The organism is Stenotrophomonas sp. (assembly GCF_050737575.1).
Lineage (GTDB): Bacteria > Pseudomonadota > Gammaproteobacteria > Xanthomonadales > Xanthomonadaceae > Stenotrophomonas.
Genome location: NZ_JBOHXW010000003.1, coordinates 96,976 through 115,266 on the forward strand (window position 1 = coordinate 96,976; position 18,291 = coordinate 115,266).

Consider the following 18,291-nt stretch of genomic DNA (forward strand, 5'->3'; position numbering starts at 1 on the left):
GCTTGCGGGGTTCTGCAAATTTTATCCACAGGCGTGGCTGGGTTCGCTTGGGGAGTGCGCCGTATCGGCGATTGCGCTGTGGATAAGTGTCTGGTCAGAGCAGACGCGCGGGGTTGGGGAGATATCCACAGGGGGCTGTGGGTAAAAGCTGATCCCTCCCCGGCCCTTCCCTGCACCTTCGGCGCGGGGTGGATGCTTCTGTGGCGTTATCCACTAACCATCCACACCCCGGATTCCAACCCGGAAAACACAAAAGCCCGGGTTTCCCCGAGCTTTTGCTTACATCGGCGCTACGAAACCTCAGCCGCGGCTGACTTCGTAAACGGCCTTGGCCACGTAGTCCAGGTTCTTCTGGCTCAGTGCGGCCACGCAGATGCGGCCGGTGCCGACGGCGTAGATGCCGTAGTCGTCACGCAGCGTGTCTACCTGTGCCTTGCTCAGGCCCGAGTAGGAGAACATGCCGGCCTGCTGTTGGATGAAGCCGAATTCCGGCGCGCCCAGCGCGGCCAGCTTCTGCACCATGCCAGCGCGCAGGGCGTGGATGCGCTCGCGCATTTCGGTCAGCTCGGCTTCCCACACGCCACGCAGCTCGGCGCTGCCCAGCACGCCGGCCACCAGGGCGGCGCCGTGGGTGGACGGGCTGGAGTAGATGGTGCGGATGATGCGCTTGACCTGCGATTGCACGGCCTTGGTCGAGGCGGCATCCGGGCCCACCACCGACAACGCACCCACGCGCTCGCCGTACAGCGAGAACGACTTGGAGTACGAGTTGGCGACGATGAAGCTGTCGATGCCTGCCTCGGCAATGATGCGCACGGCCTGGCCGTCCTGCTCGATGCCCTTGTCGAAGCCCTGGTAGGCCATGTCGATGAAGGGGAACAGCTGGCGGTCTTTCAGCAGCGCGGCAATCTGCTTCCACTGCTCGGTGCTGAGGTCAGCGCCGGTCGGGTTGTGGCAGCAGGCGTGCAGCAGCACCACCGAGCCCGGCTGCAGCTTCTGCAGGTCGGCAACCATGCCGGCGAAATTCAGGCCGTGGCTGGCGTCGTCGTAATAGGTGTAATCGACCACGTCAAAACCGGCGGCGCCGAACACGGCGCGGTGGTTTTCCCAGCTCGGATTGCTGATGGCGATGGTGGCGTGCGGCAGCAGACGCTTGAGCAGGTCGGCGCCGATGCGCAGTGCGCCGCTGCCGCCGATGGTCTGCGAGGTGGCGACGCGGCCAGCGGCAAGCAGATCAGAGCCTTCGCCGAACACCAGCTTCTGGGTGGCCAAGGTGTAGGCCGGCAGGCCGTCGATGGGCAGGTAACCGCGCGGTTTGCCTTCAGCCACCAACTGCTGCTCGTACTGTTTGACGGCGCGCAGCAGCGGAATGCGGCCGCTCTCGTCGTAATAGATGCCCACGCCAAGATTGACCTTGGTCGGGCGGCTGTCAGCGTTGTAAGCCTCGGTCAGACCCAGAATCGGGTCGCCAGGAACCTGTTCGACGTTTGCAAAGAAGGACACGGCGGTACTCGTATCAGTGGCGGGGAGTGAGGGCGTTCGGCGCTGGAAGTACAAACGGCGGCCAGAACCGCGCCATCGTAGCAGGGCCGGGCGTTGCTGGCCGCAGGGGTTTCAGGTGGAACTTCGGTTGCCGGCCGGATGCGGCGGTCACGCAGTTTCGGTGATCATGGCGCGATGGGAATAGGTAAACGCTTTTTCGCCTTTTTTGGACTGCTGCTGGCCCTGCCTGCGCACGCCGCCGAGCCAATGCCAGCCATGTTGGGCACTGTGCAAGTGCAGGCCGCCAAGGTGCATGCGGTGGACGATTTCGATCTGCCCGCCTCTACCACCACGGTAGAGACCGACGGCAACGGCCGCAGTGCGCTGATATCCGAGGCGCTGGGCGGCGTGCCGGGCCTGCTGGCGCGCGAGCGGCAGAACTATGCACAGGACACGCAGCTGTCGATCCGCGGCTTCGGCGCGCGTTCCACGTTCGGCGTGCGCGGCGTGCGGCTGCTGGTGGATGGCATTCCGGCGACCATGCCCGACGGCCAGGGCCAGCTGTCGCACTTCAACCTGTTGGGCGCCGAGCGGGTCGACGTGCTGCGTGGGCCGTTCTCGGCGCTGTACGGCAATTCCTCCGGGGGCGTGCTGCAGCTGTGGAGTGCCGACGGCCAGCGCGGTGATCCGTGGCGGCTGCGCAGCAGCGTCGGCAGCAACAACACGCTCAGCACCGGCGTGCAGCTCACCGGTCAGGCGGCGGCCATGCACTACAACGTGGCGGCCAACCACTTCCGCACCGATGGCTGGCGCGACCACAGCGCGGCGCGGCGCGAATCGCTCAATGCGCGGCTGGGGTTTGAGCTGGCACCCGGCCAGCGGCTGGAGCTGCTGATCAACGCTTTCGACGCGCCGCACGCGCAGGACCCGCTGGGCCTGAGCCGCGAGCAGGTGCGTGCGAACCCACGCCAGGCCACGGCGGTGGCCAACCAGTACAACACCCGCAAGTCGGTGCAGCAGACGCAGGCCGGTGCGGTCTACACGCTCGACCGCGCGCAGCAGACCTGGCGATTGATGGGCTACGCCGGGCAGCGCAGCGTCGAGCAATTCCTGGCGATTCCACCGGGGCCGCAGAACAGCCCCCTGCATTCCGGCGGCGTGATTGATCTGGACAGCGATTACGGCGGACTGGACGCGCGCTGGGCCTGGCATGGTGCACTGGCCGGCAAGCCGCTGGAACTGGTGATCGGCGCCAACGTCGACCGTCAACGCCAGCACCGCAGCGGCTACGAGAATTTCATCGGCGACGCGCAGGGCATCAAAGGAAAACTGCGCCGCAACCAGCATGATCGGGTCGAGAACGTGGATCAGTTCGCGCAGGCGTGGTGGCAGTTCAGCCCGCGATGGTCGGCCTTGGTGGGTGCGCGGCACAGCCAGGTGCGGTTCCGTTCCGATGACCGCTACATCACCGCCAGCAACCCGGATGACAGCGGACGCCGCGACTACTCGGCGACCACGCCGGTGGCGGGTGTGGTGTTCAGCGCCAACGACAACCTGCGCCTGTATGCCTCGGCCGGTCGCGGCTTTGAAACGCCGACCTTCAACGAGCTGGGCTATCGCGCCGATGGCGGCGCCGGGCTGGCGCTGGATCTGTCGCCGGCACTGAGTCGCAATTACGAACTGGGCGGCAAATGGCGCTCGCAGAGTGGCGCGCGGCTGGAGTTGGCGCTGTTCCGCGCCGACACCGACGACGAACTGGCCGTAGCCCGCAACAGCGGCGGCCGCAGCAGCTATCGCAACATCGGCGCGACCCGGCGCCAAGGCGTGGAGCTGGGCTGGTGGCAGCCGCTGGCGCATGACCAGCAACTGCAGCTGGCCTGGACCTGGCTGCAGGCCACGGTGCGCGCCGGCTACCTGACCTGCACTGGCCTGCCCGCGCCCTGCCCCGTGCCGCTGAATCCGGTGGCCGCCGGCACCGACTTGCCCGGTGTACCGCGCCAGCAATTGAGCGCGCGCTGGCAATGGCGTCCGGGCCCGTGGCAATGGGCGGCCGAAGTGGTGGCCGCCAGCGACATCGGCGTCAGTGATCTAGGCGACACCCGCGCGCCGGGCTACGGCCTGTTGAACCTGGAAGCAGCCCGCCAGTGGCCCACCGCACACGGCCCGCTGCGGGTGTTTGCACGTGTGGATAACGCGCTGGATCAACGCTACATCGGCTCGGTGATCGTCAACGACGGCAACCAGCGTTACTTCGAGCCGGGGCCGGATCGCAGCTATACGCTGGGGTTGCAGTGGGAATGGGGGCGGTAGGTGGGGGTTTGGGGGTAAGGCTTGAAGCAACCGCACCCTCCCCAGCCCTCCCCTGCGCGATGCGCAAGAGAGGGGGCAGAGGCTGCCCTCACTGCGAACTGACAGTGCAGGTACAGCCGCTCCCTCCCTTTGTCGCAGGCAAGGGGAGGATTGGGGAGGGGTGAGGTTGCTCTCGTTCTTCATCATCAACGCCCATTCACTCACCCCAACCACGAGCGCTTCACCAACCGGTAACGGGCGTATCACGGCCTGCTGACGGAGGCGGGGGTAACTGTGTCCCCCCAGCAGGAGATTAGTGCCATGTTTCGTCTTGACCGTACGGAGTACCGGGCCCCGCCCACGCTGTTCAGCGCGGACCCCACGGTGATGCGCCGCGCGCGCCTGAGCCGCAACAAGCACGATGCAGGTGAAGTCGCCCAGGACTTCGTGCAGTACAGCCTGGATGATTACGCCCGACGACGGCGCGGCGCACAGCGCTGGCGCGATCTGCAACCTGCGTATGCATTTGCCTTGGTGACCCATGCGGCGGATTGGCCGCGCGGTAGTGCCGATACCGGAGTGGAGTTGGCGGAGCACTGGGAACAATCACGCGGGGAATCGCGATTGCGCTGGGAACAGGTGCGCGATGTGATCGAGGACGCGTGGTTGGCGTTGGATCGCATGCCGACTGCGGCGGTGCATGTGCGTTAGGTTTGGATAGTGGATGAGGCGTGCCGCTGCTTCTAATTTCTCTCCACGTTTGTGGGAGAAGTTGTGCTTCACATTGGCTTGAAGTGCTGCAGCATTAAGTGCGCGGCTTTGCCGCTTCCCCTCTCCTGCCTTCGGCATCCTCTCCCGCAAGGGGAGAGGAGTAGAGCAGTAGCCAAAGCAACAGCAACAGCAACAGCTGAAGCGGGCTGGCTTTAGCCCCTCTCCCCTTGCGGGAGAGGGGTTGGGGAGAGGGGTGCGTCTTTCACGTTTGTCGGCAATACAACCGCCTCAACAACGTGACCCTGCCACCTCTCTCAAACACTCAAATCAAGCACTCAAATCCAACACCACGCGACCTTCAATCGCACCAGCGTGCATGCGCTTGAACACGTCGTTGATGTTCTCCAGCTTGTCGGTGCTGACCGTCGCGGCGACCTTGCCTTCCGCGGCGAACTGCAATGATTCCTGCAGGTCCAGGCGGGTGCCGACGATGGAGCCGCGCACGGTGATGCCGTTGAGCACCATGCCGAAGATGTCCAGCGGGAAATCACCCGGCGGCAGGCCGTTGAGTGACACCGTGCCGCCTCGACGGACCATGCCCAGCGCCTGCTCGAAGGCCTTCGGCGATACCGCGGTCACCAATGCACCGTGCGCGCCGCCGATTTCCTTCTTCAGGAATGCCGCCGGATCGGTGTTGCGCGCGTTGACGGTGATGGTCGCGCCCAGGCGTTCGGCCAGCTTGAGCTTGCCGTCGTCGATATCCACCGCGGCCACGTTCAAGCCCATCGCCTTGGCGTATTGCACCGCCATGTGGCCCAGACCGCCGATGCCGGAAATCACCACCCAGTCGCCGGGCTTGGTGTCGGTGACCTTCAATCCCTTGTAGACGGTGACGCCTGCGCACAGGATCGGCGCGATCTCGACAAAGCCCACTTCCTTGGGCAGATGACCGACGTAATTGGCATTGGCCAGCGCGTATTCGGCGAAACCGCCGTTCACCGAGTAGCCGCTGTTCTGCTGCGCTTCGCACAGCGTTTCCCAGCCGCCCAGACAGTGCTCGCAATAACCGCAGGCCGAATACAGCCACGGAATGCCGACGCGGTCGCCTTCCTTGATGTGGCTGACACCGGCGCCCACCGCCACCACATGGCCCACGCCTTCATGGCCGGGAATGAACGGCGGATTGGGTTTGACCGGCCAATCACCTTCCACCGCGTGCAGGTCGGTGTGGCACACGCCACAGGCTTCGATCTTGACCAGGATGTCGCCCGCTGCCGGGCGCGGCACCACCACTTCCTCGATGACCAACGGTTTGCCGAACTCACGTACGACAGCAGCCTTCATGGTTCTGTTCATGCATGCATCTCCTTCTACGGCGTGGAGTGAACTCTGGCACCGGCCCGTTGCCGGTGCCTTGATCGTCATCAAACCGGCACGCGTGCCGGTGTGCGGTTCAGAAGAAACCCAGTTTCTTCGGCGAGTAGCTGACCAACAGGTTTTTGGTCTGCTGGTAGTGGTCGAGCATCATCTTGTGGTTCTCGCGGCCGATGCCTGATTGCTTGTAGCCACCAAACGCCGCGTGCGCCGGATAGGCGTGATAGCAGTTGGTCCACACCCGGCCTGCCTGTATGCCACGGCCCATGCGATACAGGCGTGATGCATCGCGACTCCACAATCCGGCACCCAGCCCGTACGGCGTGTCGTTGGCGATGGCCAGGGCTTCTTCCTCGGTCTTGAACGTGGTGACCGACACCACCGGCCCGAAGATTTCTTCCTGGAACACGCGCATCTTGTTGTGGCCCTTGAACACCGTTGGCTTGACGTAGAAACCGTCGGCCAGGTCGCCGCCCAGGTGGTTCTGCTCGCCACCAATCAGCACTTCGGCGCCTTCGGCCTTGCCGATCTCGATGTAGGACAGGATCTTCTTCAGCTGCTCTTCCGATGCCTGCGCGCCGACCATGGTGTTGGGGTCCAGCGGGTTGCCCTGCTTGATCGCGGCGATGCGGGCCAGCACGCGTTCCATGAATTTTTCGTAGATGGATTCCTGCACCAGCGCACGCGACGGGCAGGTACACACTTCGCCCTGGTTGAAGGCGAACATCACGAAGCCTTCCACCGCCTTGTCGAGGAAATCATCGTCTTCGGCCATCACGTCGGCGAAGAAGATGTTGGGCGATTTGCCGCCCAGTTCCAGCGTCACCGGGATCAGGTTCTGGCTGGCGTACTGCATGATCAGGCGGCCGGTGCCGGTTTCGCCGGTGAAGGCGATCTTGGCGATGCGCGGGCTGCTGGCCAGCGGCTTGCCCGCTTCCAGGCCAAAGCCGTTGACGATGTTGAGCACGCCCGGCGGCAGCAGGTCGCCGATGACTTCCATCAGCACCAGGATCGAGGCCGGGGTTTGTTCGGCCGGCTTCAGCACCACGCAGTTGCCGGCGGCCAGCGCCGGGGCCAGCTTCCACGCCGCCATCAGCAGCGGGAAGTTCCACGGGATGATCTGCCCGACCACGCCCAGCGGCTCCTGGAAGTGATACGCGACGGTGTCGTTGTCGATCTGCGACAGGCTGCCTTCCTGCGCACGCAGCGCACCGGCGAAGTAACGGAAATGGTCGGCCATCAATGGGATGTCGGCATTGCGCGTCTCGCGGATCGGCTTGCCGTTGTCCCAGGTCTCGGCATGCGCGATCAGCTCAAGGTTTTCCTCGATGCGGTCGGCGATGCGGTTGAGGATATTGGCGCGCTCGGTGGTGGAGGTCGCGCCCCAGGCGGTTTTGGCGGCATGCGCGGCGTCCAGCGCCAGTTCAACGTCGTCAGCATTGGAGCGGGCCACTTCGGTGAACACCTTGCCGGTGACCGGCGTGGCGTTGTCGAAGTACTGGCCGCTGCGCGGCGCCACCCATTGGCCGCCGATGTAGTTGCCGTAGCGCGGCTTGAACAGCGACTGCGGATCGGTGGCCAGGGGCTTGGCGGAAGGAACAGCATTCATCGGGCATCTCCAGATTGCGTTGATCGGGGCCGCACGCGGCGGTGTGGTCAACACAGGGCGCAAGGTCGATGCCAACTTCGTTGTGCTGCGCCGCGTCATCCGGCAAACGCCGTGGGGATGGGCTTCTTGCCCGGGCCTTGCTGTACCGCTGCGGGTGCCCGCGTTGCAGTTAGCTGCCGGGTGTGTTGTTAATCGGGACACAGGGTTGAACACCTGTCGCAATTTGCGACACAGGAGTTGTCATGGCGCTGGCACCGCAACACCGCGTGGGCAATGCCCGACGTTCGTTCTTCGAGCGCGGCACTCTGCCCGTGGGCACCGTGCCCGACACCATCCTGCAATCGTGGCGGCGCTGTCAGCGCAGCGGTCTGGCGGTGGACGCAGAGCCGCAGCTGGAGCCCCTGCCCGGCCAGAACCTGCGTGAACTGCGCGACAGCCATGAACGGTTGTGGCGGCTGGCACGCGCCGAGATCGACGGCTTGGGCACGCATGCGGCCAGTACCGACAGCATCGTGCTGCTCACCGATGCGGCCGGCTGGATCCTCAACGCCGAAGGCAGCGCGGGCTTTCTCGACAAGGCCGGGCGCGTGGCGCTGATGCCGGGCGTGTGCTGGAGCGAGGCTGCGGTGGGCACCAATGCCATCGGCACCGCCATTGTTGAAGGCCGCGCGATGGAAGTACGCGGCGGCGAACACTTCTTCGCCCCGCACGGCATCCTCAGTTGCTCGGCCATGCCGATCTTCGATCCTTACGGGCAGGTGGCCGGCGTGCTCGATATCACCGGCCCGGCCAGCGTGCAACAGCAGCATGCGCTGGGGCTGGCGCGGCTGGCCGCCAACCGCATCGAGCACCGCTTCTTTGAGGACGGTTTGGCCGAATGTGAACTGCTGCGGCTGCATCACGACCCTGCCCTGCTCGATACCGCAGGCGAAGGCGTGCTCGGCTTCCGCAATGGCCGCCTGGTAGCGGCCAACGGCGTTGGCCTGCGTTTGTTCGGACTGGAGCATGGCGATATCGGCCGCGCGTCCTACGAAGCCTTGTTCGACGCACCGCTGTCGCGGATGCGCGATGACGGCCTGTTGCAGGATCGCAGCGGTCGCATCCTGCGCGGCAGCGTGGATGACGTGCGTGCGCGGCAACCGGCGGCCACGTCGCGCGTGCCGATGTCCGCCCCGCGACGCACATTGTTGGCGCCGGCAAGTGCCACGGTGTTCGATGCGCAACAACGCGAACAACTCCTCCGCGCCGGCCGTGTGCTGGAAGCCGGCTTGCCGGTGTTGCTGCAGGGCGAAACCGGCACCGGCAAGGAAGTGGCCGCGCGCGCGCTGCATGCACAGGGCAGCCGCGCAGCCAAACCCTTCGTTGCAGTGAACTGCGCGGCGTTGCCGGAAGGATTGATCGAAGCCGAACTGTTCGGCTACGAAGAAGGCGCGTTCACCGGCGCCCGTCGTCAAGGCAGCCAGGGTCTGTTGCGGCAAGCGCAGGGCGGCGTGTTGTTCCTGGACGAAATCGGTGACATGCCGCTGGCATTGCAGCCGCGGTTGCTGCGTGTATTGCAGGACCGCGAGTTGTCACCATTGGGCGGTGGCAAGCCGGTCAAACTGGATTTCACCCTGATCTGCGCCACCCATTGCGACCTGCAGCAGGCGATGGCCGAAGGACGTTTCCGTTCGGATCTGTATTACCGCATTGCCGATCATGTACTGCGGTTGTCGCCGGTGCGCGAGAACGAGGATCGCGCGGCGCTGGTGCAGGCCTTGTGGCAACCACTCGCGCAAGGACGTGTGCTTTCGGCCCATGCGATGCAGTTGCTGGCGACATACGAATGGCCCGGCAATCTGCGGCAACTGGTGGCCTGCCTGCGCACCTTGGTGGCGTTGACCGATGCCGATGCGCAGATCGAGGTGGAGATGTTGCCGGACTATCTGCGCGATGCACCGCGTATGTCCCCTGCCCTGCAGAACGAAAGCAATCTGCAGGCGTTGACGCTGGAGGCGATGCGTCATGCGCTGGATGCGTGCGATGGCAATGTCAGCCGGGCGGCGAAGCGCTTGGGCGTGAACCGCAGCACCTTGTATCGGCGGTTGAAGCTTTAGAAGCAGGCCTTCTGGTGTGGGCGAAGCTGCATCAACCATATGCAGCAGCACCCTACCCCGCGTCACCATCAACCCGGCAACACCGCCGCCTCACGCGCCAATTGTTCGATCCCCTTCCAATCGCGCGCCTGCAGCAGCTCACGCGTGGTCAACCATGAGCCGCCCACGCACAACACATTCGGCAGATGCAGAAACTGCGACGCGGTCTGTGCGCTGATGCCGCCGGTCGGGCAGAAACGCACGTCGCCAAATGGGCCGTTCCATGCAGACAACATGGCCGCGCCGCCGGCCTGCACCGCCGGGAAGAACTTGAACGTATCCAGCCCGTGTTCCAGGCCGCGCATCAGTTCCGATGACGTTGCAACGCCCGGCAAAAACGGCAGGTCTACGTCGCGCGCTGCCGCGTAAAGACGGTCGGTTGCGCCCGGCGATACTGCAAAGCGCCCGCCTGCGGCTTTGAGTTGTTCCAGCTGTTTGGCATTGAGCACCGTGCCGGCGCCGACCACCGCATCGGGCACCGCTTCGACCATCGCCTTGATCGCTTCCATCGCATTGGGCGTGCGCAGCGTTACTTCGATCACCGGCAAGCCGCCAAGCAGCAATGCGTTGGCCACTTGCACCGCATCGTCGATGTTGTCTGGAGTGAACACCGGAATCACCGGCGCCAGTTTGAGAATCGCGCGTACGCGTGGATCAGCGCCGGACATCGAATTTTCCTTCGCCCATCAGGGCCATCACGTCGGCCACGCCGACCGGGTTGAAATCACCGGGAATGGAATGCTTCAAGCAGCCTGCGGCCAGCCCGAAGCGGATGGTGGTATCGGCATCAAGGCCTTCGATCAGGCCGTGCAGTACGCCGGCAGCGAATGCATCACCGCCGCCGATGCGGTCGACGATATCGGTCAGCTCTTCCTGCGGTGCCACCGCACGGGTGCCGTCGCGGCCGAGCAGCATCGCGCCCAGCGAATGGTGGCCGACGCTGTGCGTGGTGCGTTGCGTGCAGGTCATGTACTGCAGGCGCGGGAACGCGGCGAAGGCCATCGCTGCAGCCGCGTCCACGCGCGCCTGTGCGTCGGCCTGTGCGAACTCGCCGCCCAGCACCACACCGATGTCGCGATAGTCGGCAAACACGATGTGCGCGCAATCAAACAGGTCGCGCAGGATCGCCTTGGCATCCCCGCCCCACCGCTCCCACAGCTTGGGCCGGAAGTTGCCGTCGAAGGACACCTTGATGCCCAGCGCACAGGCCGCGCGCGCTGCCGCCAGCGTCGCCTGTGCGGCTTCCAGGCCCAGTGCCGGGCTCACCCCAGACAGGTGCAGCCAGTGCGCGCCGTGCAGCAGCGCGGGCCAGTCGTAGCTGTCGGCGCGGGCGTTGGCAAAGGCCGAGTCGGCGCGGTCATACACCACTTCGCTGGGCCGGTGGCCGGCGCCGGTGGTCAGGAAGTACAAGCCCATGCGGCCGTCAACGCGGCGCACGCGGCCGGTGTCCACGCCGTGGCGGCGCAGTTCGCCCGTCACGGCAGCGCCCAGCGGGTTGTCGGCAACCACGCTGATCATCGCCACGTCGTGGCCAAAGTGCGCCAGCGACACGCCGACATTGGCCTCGGCACCGCCGGCATGCACATCAAGGGAAGGGCTCTGCAGCAGCAGCTGGTTGCCGGGGGCACCCAAGCGCAGCAGCAGTTCGCCAAAACAGACAATGCGGGTGGAACTCATCAGGACTCCTGCTCACCGTCGATCCGGCCGGCATGATGGCATGGACGTTTGACTAGCGGTGTCATTCGGAGTGGTTTGTCCCTCGGCCTGGTCGCCGTATTGCCCCGGAATGTCCTTGGGACAGGGGTTTCCAGCGCTTTTATGCCCTGCTGCACTGCAAGATGCTCCCCTTTCACGCAGCTGTTACTTTCCGTTTTGACTAGCGGTGTCATCCGCCATCAGCCGCCTATTTCGAACGTCGATTCGCATATCAGCAGCACATACCAGAACAATCGATTCGCATGTAGACCTTGGAGAGGGGAAACATATGTATCCACGTAACGCACAGAAAAAGACACCGGTTACCTTGCTGGCATTGGGCATCAGTCTGGCCCTGCAGGCGGGCACGGTTGGCGCCCAGGATGCCGGCCCAGCCGCCACCCAGCTGGACGCCGTGACCGTCACTGGCTACCGCGCCAGCGTCGAGAAAGCGCTGGATATCAAGCGTGGCGAGGCCGGCGTGGTCGATGCCATCGTCGCCGAAGACATTGGCAAGTTCCCGGACAGCAACCTGGCCGAATCGCTGCAGCGCATTCCCGGCGTGGTGATCACCCGTGATGGCGGTGAAGGCCGCAACATCTCGGTGCGCGGCCTGGGCCCGGATTTCACCCGCGTGCGCATCAACGGCCTGGAAGCCCTGAGCACGGTTGGCAGCAGCGACGGGCAGGGCGGCACCAACCGCGGCCGTGGTTTTGACTTCAACGTGTTTGCCTCGGACCTGTTCACCCAGCTGATCGCGCGCAAGACCGCCTCGGCCGATGTGGAAGAAGGCTCGCTCGGCGCCACCGTGGACCTGCGCACCGCGCGCCCGTTCGACTATGACGGGCTGACCATCGTCGGCAACGTGCAGGCCGGTTACAACGACGCCTCGCAGTCGGCGATGCCGCGCTTTGCCGGTTTGATTTCCAACAGCTGGGCCGATGGCAAGTTCGGCGCGCTGTTGTCGGTGGCGTATTCCGAGCGTGAGACGGTGGAAGAGGGCACCGGCACCGTGCGTTGGGCCGGTGGCAACACCAACGGCGGCTTCAGCGCCGCTTCGCCGTTCAAGGATGCATTGCGCTCGGATGTCTACGCGCCGCGTTTCCCGCGTTACACGTTGATGGAGCATGACCAGAAGCGTCTGGGCGTGACCGGTGCGCTGCAGTTCAAGCCCAGCGACCGCACCACCTTCAGCCTGGACGCGCTGTATTCCAAGATCGACGCCAAGCGCGATGAGAAGTACATCGAGGCCAATGGCCTGAGCAAGTCCGATGACAAGGGTAAGAAGGAAATCCTGGTCAACAACGGCGAAGTCCGCAACGGCGCGCTGGTCTATGCGGAGATGGACAACGTCGACATCCGCGCTGAAAACCGCCACGACGAATGGACCACCGAGTTCTATCAGATCAGTCTGGATGGCGAACACCGGTTGACCGACAACTTCACCATCACCGGCAAGGTGGGTACGTCGCGCTCCAAGCACGACAACCCGATCCAGGCCACGGTGATGATGGACAAGCTCAACGTCGCTGGCTACAGCTACGACTACCGTGGCAACGCCAACAAGCCGGTGTTCAATTACGGCATCGACCCGACCGATCCCAATGGCTGGACGCTGTCCACGATCCGCCTGCGCCAGAACTACGTCACCAACGATTTCGACAACGGCCAGGTGGAATTTGCCTGGGTGATCGGCCCGTCGTTCACGCTGGAAGGTGGCGTACAGGCCAAGAACTTCAGCTTCGATTCGATGGAGCGCCGTCGCGTTGGCAACGAAACCGCCGTGCCGACGTTCAACGGCAGCAAGATCGTTCCGGTCAACATGACCCAGCTGGCCAGTCTGAGCGGCATGTCCGGCTCGCCGGGCAAGTGGGTAGTGCCGAACTTCAACGGCATCGCCAATGAATTCGACATCCTCAGCGGCGAGGGCATCTATGCGCTGGCGGACTACGCGGCCAGCATCCGCAGCGTGGAAGAGCAGGACCGTGGCGGCTGGTTGATGGGCAAGTTCAACTTCGATATCGGCTCGATCCCGGTGTCGGGCAACATCGGCGCGCGTTACGTCAAAACCAAGCAAAGCTCCACCGGTGTGGCATCGGCCAGCGGCACGCCGATCACCACCACGGTCAGCCGTGAGTACAACGATTTCCTGCCGTCGCTGAACCTGGTGGCGGAAATCACCCCGGATTTCCTGATCCGCTTTGGCGCGGCCAAAGTGATGTCGCGTCCGGGTCTGGGCAGCTTGACCCCGGGTGTAAACGTCAGCGTCAGCGGCAGTGCCAAGACGGTCAGCGGCGGCAATCCGTTGCTGGATCCGGTGCGCGCCAAGACCGCCGACCTTGGCTTTGAGTGGTACTTCAACGAAGGCGCGATGCTCGGTGTTGGTTTGTTCTACAAGGACATCGAGAGCTTCATCCAGAACACCCGCGAAACCCGTCCGTATTCGAGCAGCGGCCTGCCGGCCAGCCTGCTGGACGACCTCAACGTCAGCGTCACCGACGACTTCGTGTTCAGCACGCCGGTCAACACGCCCGGCGGCGATCTCACCGGTGTGGAATTCAACTACACGCAGCCGTTCACCTTCCTGCCGGGCAAGTGGTCCAACTTCGGCACGCAGCTGAACTACACCTACGTGGAATCGAAGATCCAGTACGTGACCGGCGCAGGCGTCATGGCGCAGAAGACCGACCTCACCGGCTTGTCCAAGAATTCGTGGAACGCCACGTTGTTCTACGAAGGCGAGACCTGGTCGGGGCGCGTGTCGGCCACCAACCGTGACGACTACCTGATCCAGGTGCCGGGTACCGAGAAGGGCTTCGACAGCGACGGTCGCGGCGTACATGGGCAGACCGGCACCACCTTCATTGATGCGTCCATCCGCTACCGCATCAGCGACCAGCTGGAGATCAGCCTGGAAGGTGCCAACCTGACCAACGAGGCGCAGGAGTCGTGGGTGTCCAACCCGTCGGTATCGCTGCCGCTGGAATACAGCGAGACCGGCCGCCAGTACACGCTGGGCCTGCGTTACAAGTTCTGATGCGGTAAACCTGCCCCGGCGCAATGCCGGGGCAGGGCAATGATGGTGCGACGCAGAATGTGCAGACGCGTTGGCGTCGCTAACTTGGCCCACCGCGTGCGGAACCGTTCACTCCCGCACGTCTCCAAGAGACGCACGATGTCACCACGCTCCGACCGTTCCACGTTTCGCACATTGATTCTGGCTTCCGCGCTGCTTGCGGCTCTCCCTGCAGCAGCGCAGAACCCTTCACCGCAGCTGCTGTTCCGCGTCTCCGCCGAACAGGGCGTTGTTGCCGACCACGCACAGGGCGACCCGGTCCCCAACTTCCAGGACAAGGTCCGCCTGATCGATGACGGTGCGCATGGCCGCGCCATCCAGTGGCAGGACGACGGCGTGCTGTCGTGGAATGCACCGGGCAATATCCAGGCCGAACGCGGCACGCTGTCGTTCTTCTGGCGCGCGCGTTACGCGGCCGGTGAAGCGCCGTTCGTGATCTTCCGCGTCGGTTATGCCGACCACAGCAGCTGGGACATGGCGTGGCTGCGCATCGACTGGAACGGCCACGGCTTTGATGCCTTCGTGACCGATGCCAACCTCGCACGCACCCGCGTCTCCTTCGCCTTGGACCACATTCCGCCACCGAGCCAATGGCAGCACATCGCCTTCGCCTGGGACGAAGACCACGGCGTGAAGCTGTTTGTGGATGGCAGGGAAGTGGCCCGCGCACAAACCACCGGCGACTACGATGCCGCGCTCGATCAACTGGGCCTGGCCGGGCGGGTGATGGCGCCGTATCAGGTGCAGAGCCGCTACAACTTCCTGCGCGGCAGTGACTTCGACGAGATCCGCGTCTACGACCACATGCTCGACGGCGCCGGCATCGCCGCCCTGGCCCGCAATGCCGAGCCGCGCAGCAGTGCCGAGGTCGCCACCTCGCAACGTGCGTGGTGGCATCGCTATGGCTGGGAAGGCGCCGCGCCGCCGGCGTTGTCCACGCCGGTGACGACGGTGCGCAAGATCGAGTTCGGCGACGTCAAGGACAAGAAGCAGTGGATGTGGAAAGGCACCGACGGCATCGCCGAAACCACCTGGCCGGGTGTCTACAACCGTTCGCGCCTGGCTGGTCGCAATGACTATTTCCAACTGCCGGACTGGAACACGTATGTCGAAGGCGGCCAGCAGCTGGACCTGACGGTGCCGGAGGACGAACGCATCAACCGCGTCGAAATCCGCGGTGCGGCGTTCGGCACGCTGGACGGCACCACCGGCACGTTGTTCACCCGGCCCAAGGGCGTGGTGCGCAGCGTGGATACGTTTGCCGAGCAGCAGGGCGGAGCGCTGCACTTCCACAACGTGGAACAGGAAACGCCGATCCAGGAAATCTGGGGCTATCACGTCAGCAACACCGCCGAGCCGGAAGGCACGGTCAAACAGCGCTACCTGATCGACAGCAACGTGCTGCCCGATTACCGCAACGTCGCCACGCTGCGCGACTACATCAACGGCCGCTTCGCGCCGGCTGAGCGCAGTACGGTGATGGCGCTGCCCAAGGGCGCGGGCTCACGCAAGCGCACGGCCGATCCGCTGCCGGCCACGCCGATGCCGATCGTGCACGTGCTGATTCCCTCCGGCGTTGGCGACGCCCCGGCCGCGCAGCCGCTGATCCGCAGCTGGGCACACAGTTGGGAAAACATGCACGACGGCCTGGACGGCGTGGCCATCGACCTTCCCGCACTGGATCTGCCGGCCACGCATGATGGGTTGATCCCGCTCAACATCCGCATCAAGGATCCGATCTGGCCGGCGCGCGACATGATCGACGTGTCGGTCTCAGTGAAGCCCGGTGAAGCGCGCACGCTGTGGCTGGATCTGCGCGACCGCATCCTCACCGCCGACAGCCTGTGGTTGTCGATTGCCTCGGCCGCGCCGGGCTTCCATGCCGCGTCGCTGGACGGCGCCGAAGTGCGGCTGGTGTTCAAGGACCGCAAGCAGGCGATCAAGGAACACGTTGCTGATCGCTTCAATCAAGTGCGCGACAACTGGGGTTTCCTGGTCGAGGAACACACCACGTCCAAACGCCAACGGCTGTACGCGCGCGTCTACGCCGACCTCAGTGACTTGCTGCGGGTGGACCCGGACCACGAACTGGGCCGCCTGTACTGGAACTACATCAGCTACAACAGCCAGGGCAAACCACCGTTCAGCGCACCGCAAGCGCCCAAGGACGTGCCAGCGTGGGCGTTCAATCAGCTGGAAGACCTGAAGCTGGTGCGCCGCTTCGTCGACTGGTGGATTGACGAGCGGCAGGTGCCGTATGGCGATTTCGGCGGCGGCATTTCCGATGACACCGACCTCACCCAGCAATGGCCCGGCCTGGCCTTGATGGGCGTGCAACCGGAACGCTTGAATGCGTCGCTGACCGCGCTGTCCGATGCGGTCTACAAGAACGGCATGTTCGCCAACGGCCTGAGCACCATCGAAACCGACGAGCTGCACGCCTACGAGGAAGGCATCAACGCCAACAGCGCGATGCTCTACCTCAACTGGGGCGATCCGCTCACGGTCGAGCGGCTGATGGAAACGGTGAAGGCGTTCGATGAGCGCATCATCCTGCGCAACCCGCAGGGCAACCTGTTGTTCTCCAGCAACTGGTTTGGCGGCAACAAGGTCTACCGCGAGCCGAACTGGCAATGGCAGAAGCCGTACTCCTTCCCGGCACTGCACCCGGCGTTTCTGATCGGCGACTACAACGCCGACCCGACCGGCCGCAAACTGGTCACCGGCCTGGCCGATGGCTATCTCGCCCATGCGTACACCGACGACAAGGGCCGCTGGGCGCTGCCCAATGAAATCAACTGGGCGACCGGCGAAACGCGCGGCGGCGAGTTGAATCAAGGCTCGGGCAGCGGCGACATCATGCATACGTTCTGGGCGGCATGGCGCTGGAGCGGCGATGACAGGTACCTCAAGGCCTTGGATTACCGCGTGCTGCGCGGAGGCCCCGGCGCGCTGGCCAACCTTGGCGAAAACTACATCGATGCGCTCGGCAGGCAACAGGACTGGGGCAAGCAATTGATCGCCGATGCCGACAAGGGCGGCGCTGGCTTCGCCAACATCACCGCATGGCAGCTCACCGGTGACCTGCGCTACCTGCAGCAGCTGCACGCCGACGGCATCCAGGCCAAGGCGCAACGCGAGTACATGAACACCGAAGGCCACTGGTGGAGTGACCGTGTCGAAGCCCCCAGCGAGTTCCTGCAGCGGGTACGGCTGGGCGGTATTGCACTCAAGCGCAACCAGAGTTGGCCTGGCCACACCGTGAGCTGGCAATTCGCACAGCCTGCGGGCGCCGAACAAGTGGCGCTGGCGGTGCACGCACCTTCGCGCGAACGCTTCAAGGTGATCGCATACAACGTCAGTGACAAAGCACAGGACGCGACCCTCACCGGCTGGAATATCGCCGCCGGCATGTGGCAGATCCGCAGCGGCGTGGACCGTGACGGCGACGGCGTCATCGACGGCACCCCGCAGGTACGCGAGGTGCCGCTGGAGAAAAGTGTGGGCACGGCGTTGCGCTTCATGCCGAAGCAGACGCAGGTGTTCGAGTTTGAGTTGGTGACACCGGGCACGCCGGTGGAAACGCGCGCGGATCTTGGCATTGGTCGCGGTGATCTACGCGTGGAGGGCAAGCACGTACAGCTGACCGTGCACAGCCTCGGGCATATCGCCACGACGGCCGGTCACGCGGTGATTGAAGACGCGCGGGGACGTGAAGTGGCACGCGTGGCGATTCCAGCATTGGAAGCGCCGTTGGATCTGCAGCCGCGAACGGTGGTGGTCGAGCTGGGTCTGCCTGCGGGGTTCAAGCGCGAAGGCGCCAGCGTGCGGGTGATGCAGGAAGGCGAGGGCAGTGAAGTGACGCTGCGGAACAACCGTTTGTTGTTGGAGTGATTGGGAGAAACGCTTTCCTCTCAACC

General features: G+C 64.5%; 10 protein-coding genes. 5 read left to right on the plus strand and 5 right to left on the minus strand.

Features of this window, described 5'->3' with window-relative positions; translation table 11 throughout:
• Positions 1-300 precede the first annotated feature (300 nt).
• On the minus strand, positions 301-1,503 hold the full coding sequence (locus tag ACREP4_RS06815) for an aromatic amino acid transaminase (protein WP_431595420.1): 1,203 nt from the start codon (positions 1,501-1,503) through the stop codon (positions 301-303).
• Positions 1,504-1,677: 174 nt separating this feature from the next.
• On the opposite strand from ACREP4_RS06815, the gene ACREP4_RS06820 reads away from it, so the two are divergent.
• Entirely contained in the window at positions 1,678-3,792 is a 2,115-nt protein-coding gene (locus tag ACREP4_RS06820; protein ID WP_431595421.1) for a TonB-dependent receptor family protein, read from the plus strand.
• Between the two features lie 300 nt (positions 3,793-4,092).
• Positions 4,093-4,482, plus strand: coding sequence for a hypothetical protein (locus ACREP4_RS06825; RefSeq protein WP_431595422.1), 390 nt, complete (start codon positions 4,093-4,095; stop codon positions 4,480-4,482).
• A 327-nt stretch (positions 4,483-4,809) separates the two neighbouring features.
• On the opposite strand, the gene adhP is transcribed toward ACREP4_RS06825, so the two are convergent.
• Both adhP and adh read right to left on the minus strand, forming a co-directional pair.
• Positions 4,810-5,838, minus strand: coding sequence for an alcohol dehydrogenase AdhP (gene adhP / locus ACREP4_RS06830; RefSeq protein ID WP_431595423.1), 1,029 nt, complete (start codon positions 5,836-5,838; stop codon positions 4,810-4,812).
• A 97-nt stretch (positions 5,839-5,935) separates the two neighbouring features.
• A complete protein-coding gene (adh, locus tag ACREP4_RS06835) occupies positions 5,936-7,465 on the minus strand; it encodes an aldehyde dehydrogenase (RefSeq protein ID WP_431595424.1) in 1,530 nt (509 codons plus the stop codon).
• A 242-nt stretch (positions 7,466-7,707) separates the two neighbouring features.
• On the opposite strand from adh, the gene ACREP4_RS06840 reads away from it, so the two are divergent.
• Complete coding sequence (locus ACREP4_RS06840; protein ID WP_431595425.1) at positions 7,708-9,561, plus strand: sigma-54-dependent Fis family transcriptional regulator; 1,854 nt, start codon at positions 7,708-7,710, stop codon at positions 9,559-9,561.
• Between the two features lie 68 nt (positions 9,562-9,629).
• Here ACREP4_RS06840 and eda read toward each other — a convergent pair whose 3' ends face one another.
• Positions 9,630-10,268, minus strand: a complete 639-nt coding sequence (gene eda, locus ACREP4_RS06845) for a bifunctional 4-hydroxy-2-oxoglutarate aldolase/2-dehydro-3-deoxy-phosphogluconate aldolase (protein ID WP_431595426.1) — start codon at positions 10,266-10,268, stop codon at positions 9,630-9,632.
• Positions 10,255-11,277 (minus strand): sugar kinase, encoded by a 1,023-nt coding sequence (locus ACREP4_RS06850; protein ID WP_431595427.1) that lies wholly within the window; start codon positions 11,275-11,277, stop codon positions 10,255-10,257. Before ACREP4_RS06850 ends, eda begins: the two co-directional genes overlap by 14 nt.
• 307 nt (positions 11,278-11,584) lie before the next feature.
• Between ACREP4_RS06850 and ACREP4_RS06855 the strand changes: the two genes are divergently transcribed.
• Complete coding sequence (locus tag ACREP4_RS06855) at positions 11,585-14,332, plus strand: TonB-dependent receptor (RefSeq protein WP_431595428.1); 2,748 nt, start codon at positions 11,585-11,587, stop codon at positions 14,330-14,332.
• A gap of 138 nt (positions 14,333-14,470) precedes the next feature.
• Positions 14,471-18,265 (plus strand): LamG-like jellyroll fold domain-containing protein, encoded by a 3,795-nt coding sequence (locus tag ACREP4_RS06860; RefSeq protein WP_431595429.1) that lies wholly within the window; start codon positions 14,471-14,473, stop codon positions 18,263-18,265.
• The last annotated feature ends 26 nt before the right edge of the window (positions 18,266-18,291 follow it).

Coding starts and splice junctions, on each gene's coding strand:
- eda (WP_431595426.1), bottom strand. CDS start 10,268: ATGTCCGGCGCTGATCCACGCGTACGCGCGATTCTCAAACTGGCGCCG.
- ACREP4_RS06850 (WP_431595427.1), bottom strand. CDS start 11,277: ATGAGTTCCACCCGCATTGTCTGTTTTGGCGAACTGCTGCTGCGCTTG.
- ACREP4_RS06860 (WP_431595429.1), top strand. CDS start 14,471: ATGTCACCACGCTCCGACCGTTCCACGTTTCGCACATTGATTCTGGCT.
- ACREP4_RS06855 (WP_431595428.1), top strand. CDS start 11,585: ATGTATCCACGTAACGCACAGAAAAAGACACCGGTTACCTTGCTGGCA.
- adh (WP_431595424.1), bottom strand. CDS start 7,465: ATGAATGCTGTTCCTTCCGCCAAGCCCCTGGCCACCGATCCGCAGTCG.
- adhP (WP_431595423.1), bottom strand. CDS start 5,838: ATGAACAGAACCATGAAGGCTGCTGTCGTACGTGAGTTCGGCAAACCG.
- ACREP4_RS06825 (WP_431595422.1), top strand. CDS start 4,093: ATGTTTCGTCTTGACCGTACGGAGTACCGGGCCCCGCCCACGCTGTTC.
- ACREP4_RS06820 (WP_431595421.1), top strand. CDS start 1,678: ATGGGAATAGGTAAACGCTTTTTCGCCTTTTTTGGACTGCTGCTGGCC.
- ACREP4_RS06840 (WP_431595425.1), top strand. CDS start 7,708: ATGGCGCTGGCACCGCAACACCGCGTGGGCAATGCCCGACGTTCGTTC.